The 18,850-nt window shown below is 61.4% G+C and carries 11 protein-coding genes; 5 read left to right on the forward strand and 6 right to left on the reverse strand.

The genetic code is table 11. The annotated features are described in order from the left end of the window. Positions 1-3: 3 nt before the first annotated feature. Together ACOVQ0_RS01430 and ACOVQ0_RS01435 are read right to left on the reverse strand one after the other, a co-directional pair. Positions 4-1,395: an MFS transporter gene (locus tag ACOVQ0_RS01430; RefSeq protein ID WP_421879208.1), complete on the reverse strand. Its 1,392-nt coding sequence runs from the start codon at positions 1,393-1,395 to the stop codon at positions 4-6. A 171-nt stretch (positions 1,396-1,566) separates the two neighbouring features. Further along, positions 1,567-3,987 carry a TonB-dependent receptor gene (locus ACOVQ0_RS01435; RefSeq protein ID WP_421879211.1) on the reverse strand — a complete coding sequence of 807 codons (2,421 nt, stop codon included), beginning with the start codon at positions 3,985-3,987 and terminating at the stop codon, positions 1,567-1,569. A gap of 194 nt (positions 3,988-4,181) precedes the next feature. On the opposite strand from ACOVQ0_RS01435, the gene ACOVQ0_RS01440 reads away from it, so the two are divergent. Genes ACOVQ0_RS01440 through ACOVQ0_RS01460 form a run of 5 tightly spaced genes read left to right on the forward strand, consistent with a single transcriptional unit; the run spans position 4,182 to position 13,097 of the window. Next, positions 4,182-5,981 carry an arylsulfatase gene (locus tag ACOVQ0_RS01440; protein ID WP_421879214.1) on the forward strand — a complete coding sequence of 600 codons (1,800 nt, stop codon included), beginning with the start codon at positions 4,182-4,184 and terminating at the stop codon, positions 5,979-5,981. After that, entirely contained in the window at positions 5,978-7,894 is a 1,917-nt protein-coding gene (locus tag ACOVQ0_RS01445) for a sulfatase-like hydrolase/transferase (protein ID WP_421879216.1), read from the forward strand. The genes ACOVQ0_RS01440 and ACOVQ0_RS01445 overlap by 4 nt, the downstream gene beginning before the upstream one ends. Positions 7,895-7,901: 7 nt before the next feature. Beyond that, positions 7,902-9,338, forward strand: coding sequence for a sulfatase-like hydrolase/transferase (locus tag ACOVQ0_RS01450; protein WP_421879219.1), 1,437 nt, complete (start codon positions 7,902-7,904; stop codon positions 9,336-9,338). Next, entirely contained in the window at positions 9,335-10,834 is a 1,500-nt protein-coding gene (locus ACOVQ0_RS01455) for a sulfatase (protein ID WP_421879223.1), read from the forward strand. The genes ACOVQ0_RS01450 and ACOVQ0_RS01455 overlap by 4 nt, the downstream gene beginning before the upstream one ends. Positions 10,835-10,886: 52 nt before the next feature. Continuing rightward, positions 10,887-13,097: a beta-glucosidase family protein gene (locus tag ACOVQ0_RS01460; protein WP_421879226.1), complete on the forward strand. Its 2,211-nt coding sequence runs from the start codon at positions 10,887-10,889 to the stop codon at positions 13,095-13,097. Positions 13,098-13,217: 120 nt separating this feature from the next. Here ACOVQ0_RS01460 and ACOVQ0_RS01465 read toward each other — a convergent pair whose 3' ends face one another. The 4 genes from ACOVQ0_RS01465 to ACOVQ0_RS01480 are packed head-to-tail and all read right to left on the reverse strand — an operon-like array spanning position 13,218 to position 18,844. Continuing rightward, positions 13,218-13,901 (reverse strand): TetR/AcrR family transcriptional regulator, encoded by a 684-nt coding sequence (locus ACOVQ0_RS01465; protein ID WP_421879229.1) that lies wholly within the window; start codon positions 13,899-13,901, stop codon positions 13,218-13,220. A 6-nt stretch (positions 13,902-13,907) separates the two neighbouring features. After that, positions 13,908-15,302 carry a sulfatase gene (locus ACOVQ0_RS01470; protein WP_421879232.1) on the reverse strand — a complete coding sequence of 465 codons (1,395 nt, stop codon included), beginning with the start codon at positions 15,300-15,302 and terminating at the stop codon, positions 13,908-13,910. Positions 15,303-15,312: 10 nt separating this feature from the next. Beyond that, positions 15,313-16,308 (reverse strand): MBL fold metallo-hydrolase, encoded by a 996-nt coding sequence (locus ACOVQ0_RS01475; protein WP_421879235.1) that lies wholly within the window; start codon positions 16,306-16,308, stop codon positions 15,313-15,315. Positions 16,309-16,318: 10 nt separating this feature from the next. Further along, positions 16,319-18,844 (reverse strand): TonB-dependent receptor, encoded by a 2,526-nt coding sequence (locus ACOVQ0_RS01480; protein ID WP_421879238.1) that lies wholly within the window; start codon positions 18,842-18,844, stop codon positions 16,319-16,321. Positions 18,845-18,850 lie beyond the last annotated feature (6 nt).

Consider the following 18,850-nt stretch of genomic DNA (forward strand, 5'->3'; position numbering starts at 1 on the left):
GCGCTAATGTGACTGCGTGCCAAGCGCTGCCACGATCCGCGCGTGTTCATGGCGATCTATGCGATAGCGCATCAGCGGTATGAGCGCGATGAGCGAAAGCCCTCCCCCAATTGGCCCATACAGCAGACCGACCGCGAACGTTTCCGCCTCGTCCAGACCATCGGAGGGTGAGAATTTCAACAGATCGAGAGCCAGGCCGGTGAAAGCTATGCCCAGACCGTTGGCCAATTTGTTGGCAAAGGCCGTTGCCCCGTAAAACGTCCCCTGCAGGTTGGAGCCGTAGAGCAGCCTGTGCTCATCGGCGATGTCCCCAATCATCGAATTGAGCGTTGCCCCGGTCAGCCCAAGGGCCAGCCCTCCCATCACGCTGGTAATGCTGAGCATCATGGCGATCTGAAACTGCGCAAATGGCAATGCGCCGAAAAGATGAAGTGTAACCGGGCCTGCTTGCACCATGATGAACCCGATCAGGCCTGCACAGGCCACTGTCTTCTTTTCAAACCATCGAACGATCCATCCTGCCACCGGGGCCGCGCCAAGCAACCCCGTGAAAGACGCCAGAAGAACGCAGCTGACTTCGGTCTGGTTGAGTTGCCAGAATCGGATCTTGGTATAAAGATTCAACATGTTGCCGATGCTGAAGCCGGCAAAGAACACGCCTGAACCCAGCACCAGCAAACGAAACGTCGGATTGCGGACAGCCTGCACGAACGAGACCAGCAGCGATAGCCCCGCGTTCTTTCCCCCGCTGGTCCCCGGACTGCTTGTCGGCTTCAGGCGCCATGCCGCGATGGAACCGGACACCCCGCCTGCCGCAACAACGCAGGGCAACAACACGGCGAACCGTTCGAAGGCTGCCGGATCGCCCGCCTCCGCGCCCGTCACTTCCCACGCAAGGCCGCCCAATACTGCAATCAGTCCGCCACAGATATTGCAGAACCAGCGCAACGCAGTGAGCCGGGATCGCCGTTCATAGGGCAGCGCCATGTCTGCACCCAGCGCGAGATGCGGCAACTGAAACATCGAAAGGGAAAGGCGCGCAACGATGGCAAGCACGGCCAATTGTGGCACAAGCACATGAACCGGCGCATCGGGCAGCGCGAACACGCCGTGGATCGACCATATGGCGAACGGCAACGCCATCAGCATGAACGGCAGCCGCTTGCCGAAGCGCCCTCTGAGATTATCGGAAGCCGAACCGATCAATGGTGCCGCGATGGCATCGACTACAACCGCGGCAGCCAGAATGATCGCAGCCACATCAACCGGAATTTTCGTGGCGGTAGACAGATAGAAGAACAGGAATGTGTTGAGGGCGTTGAACATCACGCCATCGACCAGGCCGCCCGCAGCATAGGTCAGTGCAAGTCCCCGTGACGGGAAACGGTGCCTCATTGCCCCGCAGGCTGCAGATTCGCCGCCCTGCATGGTCCTCTTCAATTCCCCTGCGTCTGATCTCGATGGCCGACGCTCGACGCGATACCGTAAAGTCACCCAACGGGGAAATGGTAAACTTCGAAAAATGGGACGGGAGCCGCAACTCCCGCCCACTTAAGATATTGAAGTCTAGAACTTGTAGCCCAGCGTCGCGCCGATATACCGGAACGCGCCCTTGGGCAGGAAGCCCGTGAGATTGTTCGGAGTAAGGTTCTGCGCGGTAAGCGACGAGCCGTGACCCATGCCGGTGTAGTAGCGCTCCTTCGTCAGGTTCTTGACAAAGATCGAAGCGCTGAAGCCCGTATCGACCGGCTTCACCCCGATCGTCGCGTCGATTGTCATGTATCCCTTCTGGACCAGAAGCGGGTCCTGTTCCAGCGCGAAGCCCACTTCGCTCTGATACGCCAGATTCATGTCGGCAAAGATGACGTGATCGGCACCCAGTTCGGTTTCATACCGCGGGTTCACCGTAATGCGCCATTCGGGCGTATTGGGCAGGATACCGCCGCGAACATTCTGGATGCGTCCAGACAGGACGCCTGCCTGGTTGCGCTGACGGAAGCAGGTGTTGGCAGGCTGCGCTGCGCCAAATGCCACCGTCACGGCGGCGAGCTGATTTTGCAGCGGACAGCCAATCCCGTCGGCATCGAAACGGGCGTGCACATAAGCCACACCGAACCCGACCGAGAAGTGATCGTCGGGACGCACGGTTGCCTCGATCTCGACACCCTTGGTCTTGGCCTTGCCGGCGTTCGTCACCACGAAGTTGAAGGTGCCCGTCGATTGATCCGACCGGTTCGCCTGCACTTGCAGGTTGCGATAGTCGGCAAGAAATGCCGCGACGGAGATCGTCAGCTTGCGATCGGGCGTGCTGCCCTTGAAGCCGACTTCATAGGCGTTCACCGTTTCGGGAAGAACGACCGGGTTGTTGTTGAACGTCTGGTTGAATTCCGTGCCAAGGCTCTGCCCCTTATACCCACGATTGTAGGTGGCATAGAGCTGTGCGTTGCGATTGAATTCGTACTGCAGACCCGCACGCCCGGTAACAACATCGTCGGTTGCCTTGGCCGTGCCGCTGGTCAGCGTCGCGCCGGAGAACATGGGGATATCGCCCGCAAATGGCGCTGCGGCATTCTGTGCGCCGTTGACCTGCAGACTTTCATGTTGCGCGCGTAGCCCGGCGATAACCTTCAGCCCGCCGACCAGCGCATAATCGAGTTGGCCGAAAATCGCATAGTTCTCGTTATCGAGATGGGCGAAGTGGCTCCCAGATGTCGCAACACGATTGCCGACCGGGCACACCGCGCCCAACTGCAGCGCGTTGGTGTTGCACGTTATCGTGCGGCGCACGAACGAGCGATCGAGGTTCAGGTTGGCATAATACAATCCGATCACATAGTTCAGATCGTTCTTGCCGGTCGACGCAAGGCGTAGTTCCTGGGAGAACTGGTTCAGGCTGAACGGACCGCCGTTGACATCGAACTGCGCATAATAAGGCGCCGCAGTTCCACCGGAATAGATCGGTTCAGGCGTGTTGAGAGCATCGACATCGACGTTGTTGTCGAACTTGAACTTCTGGTAGGCCGTGATCGACGTGATCGCGGCGCTGCCAAGATCGTAGTTCGCCTCCAGCGAATAGGTCTGTTGCGACGTTGCGCTCAGCGTCTCGAGGTTCGAACCGACCTCGGTGTTGTTCGGACCCGCTACGACCGGGGCCTGCAGGATGGCCAGCGTCGGATTGTCGGTGCGGATTGCAACCTGCTGGCAGCATGTCGCATCGTTCTTGCTGTAATCAGCCGTAGCGAGAAGGTTCAGCGCGCCAAGGTCGAACTCCAGCTTGCCACGCACGCCCCACGATTCATAACCGTTGGTCTTGCGATCAAGGACCACGTTGCGGATGTAGCCTTCGTCCTTGTTGTAGAATCCGCTGACGCGCACCCCGATCTTGTCGTTCACCGGGGCCGAGACGGTGCCGTTGAGGTGATACTCGCCCATCTCGGCAATCGATGCGTTGATGCGGCCGCTAAGCTCCTTGGTGGGCCGGGCCGTTGTAATGCTGATCACGCCGCCGGTGGCATTCTTGCCAAACAAGGTGCCCTGCGGACCACGCAGAACTTCGATGCGTTCGATATCGGCAAGATCGGAAAAGCCCTGCGCCTGCCGGGCCATGACCACGCCATCCATGACCACGGAAACCGACGCTTCACCGCCCTGGCCGAAAACCTGGGTACCGATCCCGCGGATGCGGAAGGTCGAATTCGACGGGTTGTTGCCCTGGGTATAGGTCAGCGACGGTGAAACCTGCGTCAGGCTTTTCGTGTCGGTGATGCCACGGGTGGCAAGCGATTCGGCGCTGACGGCGGTGACTGCCAGCGGAACGTCCTGAAGGCGTTCGGCGCGGCGCTGCGCGGTCACGACGATTTCCCCCGGCGCTGGCTCGGCCGCAGCAGTCTCTTCCAACGGAACTTCGGCAGTCTGGGCAAGGGCCGGAGCCGAAATTGCAATCGCGGCGATGCCGGACAGCAACAGATAACCAGAACTCTTACGCACAATCACTCTCCCTGTTTTGTACGCGGCCAGATAGGCCGTCGGAGAGATTTGTAACGCATAAAATCAACGTTGTCACAAAAATTTGACAGCCCTGTCCAAATTGCTAAGACCAAGGTGCCGAGAGGCTGTCGGCACCGTAATTTCCGACCATCGGCGTCGCTTATAAATCATAACTATATCATGGAGATGATGGGGTGAACTGGGCAAAGTGGCGCAAAAACACCGCGCAGCCGGAAAGCAGGACGGGCAAAGCCGCGCTGCTTCTCACAGCTGCGGCGCTGACAATGCCAGCGATGGCTGCGGCAAAGGATTCCGGCCACTCTTCGCGTCCAAAAAACATCGTTGTCATAGTACTCGATGATGTGGGCTTTTCGGATATCGGCGCGTTCGGATCGGAAATCCGCACACCGGCGATCGATTCGCTCGCTGCGGGCGGGCTGCGGTTCAACCGATTCGATACCAAAGCCGTATGCTCGCCCACGCGCGCCGCATTGTTGACCGGCCGCAATCCCCAAACAGTGCGAATGGCGGATCTGCCCGCCCACGTTCTCGACCCCACCGATCTTACCCGCGACCGGGGCGAACTGCCTTCGAACGCGCGCACCATCGCGCAGGTTCTTCGTGCCTCGGGCTACGAGACGCACGGCTTTGGCAAATGGCATCTGGCGCCGGAAACCGAAGACGGCACGCCGGGCAAAAACGGATCGTGGCCGCTGCAGCGCGGGTTCGATAGCTTCTATGGCTTCTTCCTGGGCTGGACCGATCAGTACCATCCCAAGCTGATCGAGGGTAACCGCCGGATCGCCGCACCGGAGACGCCGGGCTACCATTTCTCGGTCGACATTACCGACCGTGCCATTGCAGCCCTTCCTGCCCCGCAAACGGGCCAGAAGGCGCGCCCCCGCTTCATCTATCTCGCCTATGGTGCAGGACACGCGCCGATTCAGGTGCCGCGCCCCTGGATCGATGCCTATGCAGGCGTCTACGAAAAGGGATGGGATGCCATGCGGGCCGATCGGCTCGCGCGTCAAAAGGCGCTTGGCATCGTGCCGCAGGAAACACAGCTTCCGGCGCGCAACCCCGGCGACCGCGCATGGAATGATCTCACGCCAACCGAGCAGACGGTCTTCGCGCGCTTCATGGCCACCTATGCCGGCTTCATCAGCCACACCGACGCGCAGATCGGCAGACTGGTCCAGCACCTGAAAGCGACGGGGCAGTTCGACAACACCCTGATCGTCTTCATGAGCGACAACGGCGCAGCTTCCGAGGCAGGGCAGGCCGGCAATTTCGAGCGCCTCTATGCGCCGAACAAGCTAACGCCCGAACAAATGCTGGCGCGGCTCGATGAATTGGGCACCGACAAGACCCAGTCCGAATACCAGCGCCCCTGGGCAATGCTGGGGGCCACCCCTTTCCGACGCTACAAGCTTTGGCCGCAGGCCGGGGGCGTGCGCACGCCGATGATCGTTTCCTGGCCCGGCGTGGTGAAGGACAAGGGTGCCATTCGCCGTCAGTATGTCGATGTGGTCGATATTGCGCCGACCTTGGCCGACGCCGCAGGCACACGTTTTCCGGCAAAGATCGGGACGACAGCCGAACTGCCACTGGCAGGTCGATCGATACGCAACATCGTGAAATCCGCCACTGCCCCCGGACGGGATGTCCAGTATTTCGAACTGCGCGGCAATCGCGCGATCACCAGTGGCAAATGGCGCGCCGTATCGATCCATCGCCAGGGGCAGGACTTCGACAAGGACGTCTGGCAACTGTTTGATACCGAGGCCGACTTTTCGGAATCCACGGACCTTGCTGCGCAGTATCCCGCAAAACTTGAAGACCTGAAGCGCCTCTGGTGGCGCGAGGCACGCAAGTATTCCACCCCTGCCCTGGCCGAGGCGCCTGAACGCTTCCGTATGCGCGAAGCCTTTGACGACAGCCCCGACCGGCCTGTCCTGCCCCAGCCCAAAACATCTGCAGAGACCGAACAATGACTCACACCCGTCGGAATTTCATCCGGGCAAGCCTTGCCTCCGGCATTGCCGCAACCGCATCGGTCACCAACGGCGCGGTCGCGCGTGCAGCCACCTCGGCACGCCCGAACATCGTCTGGATCGTGAGTGAGGACAACAACCCCTATATCGGCGCCTATGGCGACAAACTTGCCCAGACACCGGTAATTGACGCGCTGGCGCGTCAAGGCATCCTCTATCGCAACGCCTTTTCCAACGCTCCGGTCTGCGCGCCTTCCCGCTTCGGAATCCTGACGGGCGTCCTGCCCGAAAGCTGCGCTCCGGCCAATCACATGCGCGCCGATGCCAAGGCTGCGGGCATTCTGCCGACCTATCCCGACCTTCTGCGCAAGGCGGGATATTATGTCACCAACAACTCGAAGACCGACTACAACTGCGACATCGATCCCGATGCGATCTGGGACGACAGCAGCGCAAAGGCCCATTGGAAGAACCGGCCCGAAGGCAAGCCGTTCATGGCCGTGTTCAATCTGATGACCACCCATGAATCCCAGAATTTCAACCCGACGACCGGCAAGGTAAAACCGGCCGACGTTCGTGTGCCGGCCTATATGCCGGACACACCGGTCCTTCGGCAGGATATTGCGGGATATTATCACCGCATGGAGATCATGGACGGGCAGGTCGGCTCACTCCTTGCCGAAATCGAAGCTGCAGGTCTGGGTGAAGACACGATCGTCTTCTATTACTCCGACAACGGCGGCGTCCTGCCGCGCTCCAAACGCTACTGCTATGATTCAGGCCTGCGCTGCGCTCTCGTCGTGAAGTTCCCGGCAAAGTGGGCACACCTTGCCCCGAACCGGGCAGGAAGCACCATTACCGAACCGGTCAGTTTCATCGATCTGGCACCGACGGTTCTGTCGCTTGCAGATGTGCCGGTTCCCAGCGTGATGCAGGGCCGCGCATTTCTGGGCAGAACCGCCTCCGCGCCAAAGAAGTATGCCTTCGGAATGCGCAACCGCATGGACGAACGCTATGACTTCGTGCGCACTGTCACCGATGGCCGCTGGCGCTATGTCCGCAATTACATGCCGCACCTGCCGCTGATGCAGAACCAGGCTTTCGCGTGGCTGGCCAAGGGCTATCAGGAAATCGACCGTTTGCGGATGGAAGGCAAACTTTCGCCCTTGCAGCAGCGCATGTTCCAGGAGCGGACGTTCGAGGAGCTTTACGACACGAAGGCAGACCCGGACGAGGTCGTCAACCTTGCCGGGAAGCCGGACCATGCGCAGCATCTCAAACGCCTGCGCGGTGCACTCGATGCCCATATGAAAGCCATCAACGATAACGGCTTCATCCCCGAAGGGTCCGCAATCGAAGGCTATATCCCCAGCCGCGTGGCCGGAGCCTATCCACTCGATCGCCTGATGGCACTGGGCGAAGTGGCTGCCGGGGGTGATCGGCGCAAGGCAGGAGTCCTTCGCGCGGCGCTGGGCGATGCCAACGAGGTCATCCGTTATTGGGGGGCCACCGGATTTGCTGTTCAGGGCGCCACAGGTGCAGATGTGACGCTGCTGGAACGGATCGCCCGGACCGACGCGGTTCCGCAGGTTCGGGTCGCAGCCTGTGATGCACTTTCCCGTAGCGGCGCCAGCGATGTGGCGTGCAAGATCCTTGCACCGCTCTTGGCCGAAGATCAGCAAAGAGCCGTCAGGCTTCAGGCGCTCAACGTGCTGACCCGGATGGGTGAAGCAGCCCGGCCAGCGCTTCCCCAGATTCGTGCGCTCACAGGTTCATCGGATGAATACTTGCCCAACGCTTCCAGGTATCTCTCGCAGAGGCTGGATGGCACATTCGACCCGGCAAAACCCGTTTACGATCTTGAGGCCCTGATGGGCCGCGGCGCCAAGATCGGCCTGAGCCCGAAAGGCTGACGCAGACATGAAGAAGCATCTTGGCGGAAGCCTGAAAGCCATCGCCGCAACGGCCCTGCTGTGCACGGCACTGCATCCGCTTGCTGCACAACAACGCGCGCAAGCCGTATCGAGTTCGCCAGCCCCCGCTGCACAGGCACGCAGGCAGGGGCCGCCCAACGTCATTCTCATCCTCGCTGACGATTTTGGCGTGGAAGGCGTCAATGCCTATGGCGGCGAATACAACACGCCGAACATCGATCGGCTTGCCGCCGAAGGCATCCGCTTCGACAATGCCCATGCCACGCCGCTGTGTTCTCCTTCGCGCATCCGCCTGATGACCGGCATGGAAAGCGCACGAAACTATGAAGCGTTCGGCTACATGGCGCCCGGCACCCGCACGTTCGGCAACATGATGAAGGATGCAGGCTATACCACCGGCATGGTGGGCAAGTGGCAGCTCATGGGCAACGGCTTTGATGGCCGCAAGGGCATCACGCCCGAAGCAGCCGGATTTGATGAAAGCTACCTGTGGCAACTGCAGGCACTGACCCCCAAAGGCTCCCGCTACTGGGGGCCCACCCGCGCCACCAATGGTCGGCCCAAGATCAACGAGGAAGGCTTCGGGCCTGATTACGACAGCAAGTATGCGCTCGATTTCATTTCCCGAAACAAGGCGCGACCGTTCTTCCTCTATTACTCGATGGTGCTCACGCACGACCCCTTCGTCCAGACGCCAGATTCCTTGACCGCCACGGGCGCCAAGGCCCGCTTTACGGGCATGGTTTCATACATGGATCGTCTGGTTGGCGATGTGATGGCCAGGCTGAAGGCCGAAGGGCTGGACGAGAATACCGTGGTGATCTTTACCGGCGACAACGGTACGAGCCGTCAGATCACCTCGATGCGATCGGGCCACCTCGTTCAGGGCGGCAAAGGCACGCCAACCGTCAATGGAACCCACGTTCCGCTGATCGTGCGTGCCCCCGGTGTGGTCAAGGAAGGCTCCGTCAGCAGTGCCTTGGTCGACTTTTCCGATGTGGTCCCCACGCTGGCCGATATTGCAGGGGCGCCAGACAAGGCGGGCAACGTCGATGGCGTAAACCAGTGGCCTGTCATCACGGGCAAGATTCCGGCCGCCCGCAAATCCATCTTCATGCACTACGCGCCCGTCTGGCAGTTCGAACCGGTGCGTTTTGCATTCGACGCGGGCTGGAAGCTCTACGGCGATGGGCGATTTGTGGCGATCGATCCTGTGGCCGGGACCGAAACCGAAGTCCCCGCCTCTGCGCGGAAGGGCGAAGCGGCGCGACACTATGCAGACCTGCGCAAACAACTTGATCAGGCGGGCGATGGCCCGCTCAACCCCGAACGATATCCGTGGTGCGCCACACAGGAATCGTTGAAGCCCGGCACGCCTTCAACCGTGGCAGGCTGCGCGCGAATGCCAGGAGGTGACGAATGACCATATCGACCAAAGCCGGGAAAATCGGAAAGTTCGCAGCCGCAGCCCTGCTCACAGGGGCTGCGCTCAGCGGTCTGGCCGGTTGCGTCGGCACCGATGCGTCGGCGCCTGCCCGCAATGCTGCGCAAGCGCCCGTTGCACACCGGCCAAACGTGCTGGTCATCCTTGTGGACGATCTCGATTGGGCCGACGTTTCGACATACGGCCGCAACGATGTGCCCACGCCCAACATCGATCGCATCGCACGCACCGGCGTAGGTTTTTCGGACGGCTATGTCGCGGCATCGGTCTGTGCGGTATCGCGGGCAGGCCTGCTTACCGGCAAGATGCCGCAAACCTTCGGCTTCACGTACAACATCAATGACGAAGGCGATGAAGGTGCCGGTCTTCCGCTTGACCAGCTGACACTGGCAGAGCGGCTGAAGCCAATGGGCTACCGGACCGGAGCCTTCGGCAAATGGCACCTCGGTGCAGACCGCCAATTCTATCCCACCAATCGCGGCTTCGATGAATTCTACGGTTTTCTGGCAGGCGAAACGGTTTTCGTCGATCCGCGCACACCGGGCATCGTCACCACGCCGACCAAAGCCGACAAATACCCGCTGACCGAACGCAAGCGGAACGGCATTACCGTCGAAGGGCCAGGCGCAAGGCCCGTCAACGATTTCGACAAGTACATGACCGACGAGATCACCCGCCGGGCGGTCGAATTCGTCGATCGTTCTGCTGCCAAACCGGGCCAGCCGTTCTTTGGCTATGTCGCCTACAATGCGCCACACTGGCCCTTGCAGGTGCCGCAGAAGTGGTACGATCGGTTCGCCCATATCAAGGATCCGGTGCGCCGGACCTATGTGGCGATGATCGCGGCGATGGACGATGGGGTCGGCCAGATTCTCGACAGGCTGGAAGCCACTGGCCAGCGTGACAATACGATTGTCGTGTTCCTGTCCGACAACGGCTGCCCGGTGCAGTTCGGTTTCTGCAACCCTGCCCATCCTTTCGGAACAGGCAAGTTCACCTATATCGAAGGTGGCGTGCGCGTGCCTTTTGCCATGTCCTGGCCGCGCGGGCTGCGGCCTGCGGGTATCGTCGATACGCCGGTCAGCGCCATCGATATCGTCCCGACCGTCCTCCACGCTGCCGCGCCGCGCAGCGTTCTGCCCCAAGATCTCCACGGCGTAGATCTGGTGCAAACCGTCGTGTCACCGCCAAAGGAGCCGCGAACGCTGGTCTGGGGTCAGGAGCCGGTCTATGCGGCACGGCGCGGGTCCATGAAAGTCTGGATATCGCAGGATCGCAAGCAGTCCTATCTCTACGATCTTTCGAAAGACCCTGCCGAGCTGACCGATCTGTCCAGCCGGGACGCGGCCAGCAAGGCCTCGCTTGCTGCAGCGATCGAAAGTTGGAGATCGGGGCTGCCCAAACCCCTTTGGAAGTTGCATATGACGCGCACCGGCACGTTCTTCGAAGGTCGTGAGACGCAAATCGTCTACTGATTTCGCAATGCCCCCGGAATGCGCTCGGCTCTGGACAGAAAGACAAGGTGACATGACAAACAAGACAACAGCGCTCGCGACCGCTGCAATGACAGCGCTGGCAATATCGCACGCCAGTGCACAGGAAGCCCCTGCGGTTGATATGAAAGCCGCCGACGCGCGGGCGGCGGCAACGGTCAGCCAGATGACGGCGGACGAAAAGGTCGTGCTTACGCATGGCATCATGCCCCTGCCGCTTGGTGGCCCTACCCCGCCCATGCCGAAAGACGCGATTCCGGGCGCCGGTTACATTCCGGGCATAGAGCGCCTCGGCGTTCCCGCGCTCAAGGAAACCGATGCCAGCCTTGGCGTGTCCTATGTGATGGGCATCCGCAAGGACGGCGCCACGGCGCTGCCGTCCGGCGTTGCGCAGGCGGCTTCGTGGAATCCCGATCTGATGTACCGAGGCGGTGCGATGATCGGTTCCGAAGCCCGGGCCAAAGGTTTTAACGTGCTGCTCGCAGGCGGCGTGAACCTGATGCGCGACCCGCGCAACGGCCGTACCTTCGAATATCTTGCCGAAGATCCGCTGCTGTCGGGTATGCTCGTTGGCGCCGCGATCCGCGGCATCCAGTCGAACCATATCATCTCGACCATCAAGCACTTTGCGCTGAATGGCCAGGAAACCGGCCGCAAGTACGTCGATGTCAAGATCAGCGAAAGTGCCGCGCACGAAAGCGACCTGCTCGCTTTCAAGATCGGCATCGAACAGGGACAGCCCGGCTCGGTGATGTGCGCCTACAACCGCGTCTGGGGTGAACAGGCCTGCGCCAACGAATGGCTGCTCAACAAGGTCTTGAAGGGCGAATGGGGCTACAAGGGCTTCGTGATGTCCGATTGGGGCGCCGTGCCCAACCTCGAATCCGCCATGAAGGGTCTGGACCAGCAATCGGGCGAACAGCTTGATCCGGCAGTCTTCTTTGGCGACAAGCTGAAGGACAAGGCCGCAGCCGACCCGGCATGGAAGGCGCGTGTCGATGACATGAACCGCCGGATCCTCACCGCGATCTACGCTTCGGGGCTGGACAAGAACCCGGCAAACCCGGGCGGCAAGATCGATTTCGCCGCCAACGGCATGGTTGCCGAGGACGTGGCAAAGCAGGGCATCGTTCTGTTGAAGAACAACGGCGCGCTGCCGCTTGCCAAGACGGCAAAATCCATCGCCATCATCGGCGGCTATGCCGATGGCGGCGTGCTTTCAGGCGCCGGTTCCAGCCAGGTCCACGGTGAAGGCGGACCGGCTGTAACCAAACCCGTGGCCGGCAAGGGCGTATGGGCTGGCTTCATTGCACAGCAATATCACCGCTCCAGCCCGATGGACGCGATCCAGTCCTTGGCGAGCCAGGCCAAGGTTACCTTCCGCGATGGCCGCTATATCGCGGATGCTGTTGAAAAGGCAAAGCAATCGGAAGTCGCCATCGTCTTTGCCACCCAGTGGCAGACCGAAGGCCTCGATGTGCCGGACCTGTCGTTGCCGGATGGTCAGGACGCACTGATCGCAGCTGTTGCCGCAGCAAATCCCAACACCATCGTCGTGCTGGAAACCGGCGGTCCGGTGAAGATGCCGTGGCTCGACAAGGTCGCAGGCGTCATCGAGGCGTGGTATCCCGGCGCGCGCGGCGGCCCCGCCATTGCCTCGGTGCTGTTCGGCGATACCAACCCTTCGGGCCGCTTGCCCCTCACCTTCCCCGCCAGCGAAGCCCAATTGCCGCGCCCCAAACTTGACGGCAGCGATTGGGTCGAACCGGACTTTTCGGGCAATCCTTCGTCGGGCAGCGATAAACTCGTCGCTGATTACGATATCGAAGGTTCCGACGTCGGCTATCGCTGGTTTGCAAGGAACGGTGCCAAGCCACTCTTCCCCTTTGGATATGGCCTTTCCTACACCACGTTTGAAACCACCGGGCTAAAGCTCAAGGGGCTGTCGGCCAAATTCACGGTCAAGAACACGGGCCAGCGCGAAGGCGCTGATGTCGCGCAGCTTTACCTCGTGTCACGCAATGGCGAGGCAAAGCGCCGTCTCGCAGGGTTCCAGCGCGTCAACCTTCCCGCAGGCGGATCGCAGACGGTCAGCGTGACGATCGACCCGCGCATTCTTGCCGATTGGAAGGATGGTAGCTGGACGATGCCGTCGGGCGAATATGCCTTTGCGCTCGGCAAGGACGCCGAAACGCTTTCCACGCCCGTCAGCGTCAGGCTGACAGCGCGCAAGTGGAAAGACTGATACGAAATCCTCCCTCGTCGCTCTTACCGGAGCGATCAGGCACTCGATCGGGGAGATGGCTTGCCGTCTCCCCGTTTTTTTATGCACCGATGGGATGCGTCCCGCTGCCAGCGCACGGAATCAGGCGCTATGCCCCTCCCCCGGATCGGCCGTGCCGTCAGGATCGGGTTCAACGCGCATGGCCGCCAATATCCCGCGCCGAATGAAGGCTCTATCGATGATGTCCAGCCGGTCTGCCGGTTCGGGCAGAAAGGCGAAAGTGAAGAACACCCCGCGCAATGTATAGCCAAGGCGCGCGGCGGCTTTCTGCGGGTCGGCAGCGCCAATCGTCTGGAAAATGCGCTCGTCCAGCTTCTCGCGCGCGGCGAACAGATCCTGCAGCAACCGGTTCGCTTCCTTGTCCCGTCGTGCCAGCAGGAAGCATTCATAACGCGCAAGCTGCGTTGTCTCGCTGATGTTCCGGCGGACATTCTGAACCAGATCGTGGAAAAACGACACGGCATCGTCGAGCGTGAGCGTCTGATTTGCAGAAATCAGTTCGCCGATGCTCGTATCGTAGCGGGTAAAATCGTTCTGAAACAACTCTCTGACGACAGCGCCAATAAGATCTTCCCGACGACGGAAATAGGCCGACGTGGAGCCATCGGGCAGCTTCAGATGCTGATCGATGGCACGATGGGTCAGCCCCTTGCTCCCGTGCATACCCAGGATTTCCAGCGCCGCTCGCGCTATCGCCTGGCGCCGCTGCCCCCGTTCCGGGCGGACTTTGGGGGCAGACACATCAAGATCGTCGTCGTTCACCATCACAGATCAATAGCGATCAGGATAGGAACCCTTCAAGCTCTCTGAAGCGCCGTTGACCCGGTAAGGCAGCATTTGCGCGTTCCACTGGTCCCACAGGTCGCGCATGGCGGCAAGGCGTTGCGGTTCGGCCAGCGCGCGCTCGGCACGTTCGCGTTCGTCTTGCGCCAGATTGAACAAGTGTTCCTTCCCGCCAAGTTTCACGTATTTCCAGTCGCCCTGCCGCACGGCGGCCTGCGCACTGGCATTGAAACGCCAGAACAGCGTGCGCTCCACAGCGGCTGCGTCGCCCACCATCTGGCGCGAAAGATCCATCCCGTCGAACCTGCCGGCCTTTGCCACGTTACCCCCGGCCATTGCCAGCAGCGTCGGCAGAAAGTCCATCGACGCCATGACCTGATCCGACCTGCTCCCGGCAGCGATCCGCGCTGGCCAGCGCATCATCAGCGGCACACGAATACCCCCTTCCAGCACTTCGCCCTTTTGCCCGACGAAGGGCCACGTTTCCGAAAAGCGCTCACCCCCGTTGTCGCTGGTGAAAACGACGATCGTGTTGTCCGCCTTGCCGGTGCGATCCAGCGCGGCAAGCACCTTGGCCACGTTCTGGTCCATGATTTCGACCATCTCGCGATACTTGCCGAGGCTTCCGCCATCGTTGTGCGTCGATGTGCCGATAACCTTTGCCGCAGCGGCGTCTTCGCGCCCTTCCCACGGCCAATGCGGCGCGTTGAAATGCAGGCTCAGAAACAGCGGCTTGTCGCCTGCGGCCTCAATGGTTCGGACAGCCTCGTCGCCGAATGTGTCGGTCAGGTATCCCCCGGCCTCGGTGCGGGCATTGTCGCGCGCCAGACCGATGCCGACTTCCTTTCCACCAACGACCATGCGGTGGCGGAAATAGTCCGCCGCCCCTTCGACGATCCCCAGAAACTCGTCATACCCGTGCTGAAGCGGACCATGCACGCCCGGTTCGCCAAGATGCCATTTCCCGATCAACTTGGTGTGATAGCCCTGCGCCCGGAACACCGATGCCAATGTGGGCCGATCCGACGGCGGCCCCAGATCGGGCGGAGCATTGGCCGTGACCGGCTCTTCCAGCCCCAGCGCAAAACGCTGGGCATAGCAGCCAAGCAGCAGCGCCGTGCGCGTCGGCGAACAGATCGGCGTGCTCGAATACCCCTGTCGCAACATGATGCCGCCTGTGGCGATGCTGTCGATCGCCGGGGTCTTGATATGGTGCGATCCGGTGCACGAAAGATCGGCATAGCCCATATCGTCGGCCATGATGAAAACGACATTGGGTTGCGAACCCTTTCGGCCAGATGCAGCGCGTAACGGGGCTGCTGCCAGGGCGACAGCGGCAGTCATGCCTGCCATGACATTGCGGCGGCTGTGAAACGTGGTCATGCAGGCCTCCTCAACGACAACCGACATCGAAGCTGGACAAGTCTCGCGCCAGATCAACCGCCCCGCCATAGCTTTCACCGATACCTGCGCGCAAAGCCGGTTCCGACAGGCGCAATGGCCCCGGCGGTATCGCAAAATGCGTCAGCACAAGGTGCCCGACCTGCGCATCGCGCGCCATCTTGCCCAGATCGGGCGCTGTCAGGTGATGCGTGGAAAGGTGCTCGCGCATCTGCGCAAAGACGGCAGGCGGCATGTCAGGCCGCCGGACGCGAATGGCGGCCACGATCTGTTCAAGATCGATGACCTCGCTGACCAGCATGTCTGTTTTCGCTGCCAGTTCGGCCACCGCCGCACTCGGCCCCGTATCGCCGGTATATGTTATCGACCGCCCGCCCAGATCGAAGCGATAGCTGAGCGAAACCGGCGCATCCGTTTTCACCGGTCCATCATGGTCGAAATGGCTGTTGGCCGCCGTCCTGACCACCAGATCGCCCAGGCGAACCGTCGCTCCACTGGCCAGTTCAACCACGCGAACCGATGCCGCCGGGTCGAGCGTTGCCGTGCCCAACCCAAACCCGACGCGGGCCTGCGGCTGCATCGTTTTCAGAACGCCGTCCACTATTTCCCGCGTGCCTGCAGGCCCATAGACCGTCAGCACGCCGGGGAACGTGTTCATCCACCTGAGGCCGATTACTGCGGCAAGTCCCCCGGTGTGGTCCATGTGGTGATGGCTGATGAACACGGTCTGCACCCCGCCCAGTTCCAGCCCGGCCTTCGCCAGTTGGCCGACCGTGCCATCGCCGGTGTCGACCAGGATCTGCTGGCCGCCTGCCACCAGCAGATTGGATGGTTCGGATCGTTCGGGCGTCGGCACGGGACCGCCCGCCGTGCCCAGCGTGGTCCAGCGCAGCGCCGGGCAGATTTCGCCAGCTTGCGCCGGTCTGGAGGGGAGGACCACCAGACCGGCGACAAGTGCGCCCAGCGCGAGCGAACGAAGCAGGTTCATGCGCAACACCTCAGAAATCCGCGCTCAATCGCGCGCCCCATGTGCGCGGGGCGCCCACCGTCGTCACCGCCATGCCAAGGGGCGATTGCTGGGGGAACAGATAGCGGCGCTTGTTTTCCAGATTGAGCGCGTAAACGCTCAGCGACCATCCGGCGTCAGGATCGCGAACGGTCAGGCTGGCATCGGTGGTCCAGTAGGCCGGAATGCGTTCGAAGGCCAGAAACTCGAACCCGCCCCATTGGGAATCGCGCCATGCGGTATCGACCCGGCCAACCAGTTCAACCGCGCCGCCGACCGGCACCACCTGCTCTATGCCAAGATTGACCGTCCACTTCGGCGCAAACACGCCCTGGTTGCCCGAACAGTTGAAGTCTTTCACCTGCTGGCCACCGGCACGCACCGGCGTTCCCGCAGGATTGGCGGCAGTCGCCGGATAGCGCGCGCTGCCATAGGTTACCGCGGTGGACGGACAGCCCAGATTGTCACGCGGGGCAGCGGTATAGAGATGCAGATCCTTGTACGTGGAATCGAGATAGGCAACCTTGCCCGACAACGTGGTATTGCGCATCGGCTTGACGATCAGGTCCGCTTCCACGCCCTTGATGTCCACTCGCCCCGCGTTCTCGTTGGAATTGACCAAGGTGCCGCTAGTATCCACGGTGAAGTACGTGATCTGTTGATCGCGGTATTTCCACCAGAACGCTTCCAGATTGAGCTGGACCTTGTTGTCGAAGAACCGGTTCTTCGACCCCACGGTGAAGCTGTCGAGGAATTCCGGCTCGTAAGTCGGATGCCCTTCGGCAAGCTGCATCCCCCCGGCGCGATAGCCGGTTTCATACGTGGCGTAGAGCAGGCTGTCGGGCGTCACGTCGAATTCGGCCGAGGCTTTCCACGTCCAGCGATCGAACACGCGCGTGGCGTTGACGGGGCTGTAGGTCTGCTGAATCGCGCCACGGCCATTCAGCAGCGGGAACACACGCGGCGCGCCCGGCGTGGTCAGCAGCGTTGATGACGGTGCGATCCAGTTGTTCGAAATCAGCCAGTCCAGCGCGGCGCGTGGATCAAGAGCATTCGGATAGCGCGGCAGCGCCGTGGCATCATTCGCGCCCGAACAGCGCGCGATTGCGCCGTTGGCAGGGTTCAGGTTGGCTGGCGGCGCAGCACCGCAGAACGTGATGAAGTTGGTGATCAACCCGTCCATCCGCTTGGTGTCCTTGGTGTAGCGCAGGCCACCCAGCAGTCGCAGCCGGTCGCTGACGTTGAACGTCAGCTGGCCGAACCCTGCCCAGCTCTTGGTCGAATGGTTGTAGCTCTGGATCGGAAGGACGAATTCCTGATTGAACTCGTTGTTGGCGTAAGCATCGTCCTTCATGTAAAAACCGCCGACGATATAGTCGACGGGGCCGACATTGCCCGCAAGGCGCGCTTCCAGCGTGAACTGGCTGTCATCGACGATATTGATCGCGGTATTGAAGGCCGGGCCGTTGAACGCCGATCCGCCCTTGTCCGCGCGATAGGCCGCAATAACCGTGAACGTGCCAATACCTGTGTCGGCGTTCAGTTCACCGTTGAGGCCCCAGTACTCCATATCGATATAGTTTTTCTGGTTCAGCGGTCGCAGCAGGCCAAATCCCGGCGCCCCGCGCAGGGTCGTGCGATAGGCGTTTGCTGCATCGGTCCCCATGCCCTCATAAAGGTCCAGCGGGCTTGGGATGAAGGCATAGGTCGGCGCCGGACCGAACGAGCCGAGGTAATGGTTGCCCGGCCCTACTCCGCCAACCTTGGCATAATCGCCGCCGATCCGCACCGACAGTCCATCATAGGGTTCGAACAGGATCTGGCCACGGGCCGACCACAAGTCACGGTCGTCACTGCCATCGCGGTTGATGCCGTCCTGAACCTGACGCGATGCGGCAATGCGCACGGCCAGATTGTCGCCTATCGGCATGTTGACATAGCCGTTGGCGTTTACTGCGTCATAGCTGCCATAGCTGACCGAGAATCCGCCAGCGCGCTCACCCAGTTGCGGCTTGGCGGGCAGGATGTTGATCGCCCCGCCGGTGGCATTGCGGCCATAGAGGATGCCCTGCGGCCCTTTCAGAACCTCCACACGCTCAAGATCATAGAACGCAGCACCGGTCAGCGCGGCAGGCCGCGCAACGTAAACGCCGTCATAGGTGATGGCGATGGCCGGATCGTTGTAGGCATTGTTGGTGCGGTTGCCGACACCGCGCAGGAACAACGATGAGTTCTGCCCGCCGCCGTTGCCGATCGTCAGCGAAGGCACGATCTTCGTGATGTCGCGGGCATTGGTCACCCCCTGCGCAACAAGGTCCGCCCCCGTCACCGCGTCGATCGCGATGGCAGCATCCTGCAGCGATTCCGCCTTGCGCTGGGCCGTGACCACAATTTCGCCGATGCCGCCCTGATCGCTGGCTTGGGCTTCGCCTTGAGCCTCGAGTTGTCCGGCCTGAGCGAACGCCGGTGCAGACAGCCCCACCCAGATTGCAGACGTCAGAAACAGAGACTTGCGCACGTGATC

Source organism: Novosphingobium sp. (genome assembly GCF_049240505.1).
GTDB lineage: Bacteria > Pseudomonadota > Alphaproteobacteria > Sphingomonadales > Sphingomonadaceae > Novosphingobium.

Coding starts and splice junctions, on each gene's coding strand:
- ACOVQ0_RS01430 (WP_421879208.1), bottom strand. CDS start 1,395: ATGAGGCACCGTTTCCCGTCACGGGGACTTGCACTGACCTATGCTGCG.
- ACOVQ0_RS01445 (WP_421879216.1), top strand. CDS start 5,978: ATGACTCACACCCGTCGGAATTTCATCCGGGCAAGCCTTGCCTCCGGC.
- ACOVQ0_RS01450 (WP_421879219.1), top strand. CDS start 7,902: ATGAAGAAGCATCTTGGCGGAAGCCTGAAAGCCATCGCCGCAACGGCC.
- ACOVQ0_RS01455 (WP_421879223.1), top strand. CDS start 9,335: ATGACCATATCGACCAAAGCCGGGAAAATCGGAAAGTTCGCAGCCGCA.
- ACOVQ0_RS01460 (WP_421879226.1), top strand. CDS start 10,887: ATGACAAACAAGACAACAGCGCTCGCGACCGCTGCAATGACAGCGCTG.
- ACOVQ0_RS01465 (WP_421879229.1), bottom strand. CDS start 13,901: ATGGTGAACGACGACGATCTTGATGTGTCTGCCCCCAAAGTCCGCCCG.
- ACOVQ0_RS01470 (WP_421879232.1), bottom strand. CDS start 15,302: ATGACCACGTTTCACAGCCGCCGCAATGTCATGGCAGGCATGACTGCC.
- ACOVQ0_RS01475 (WP_421879235.1), bottom strand. CDS start 16,308: ATGAACCTGCTTCGTTCGCTCGCGCTGGGCGCACTTGTCGCCGGTCTG.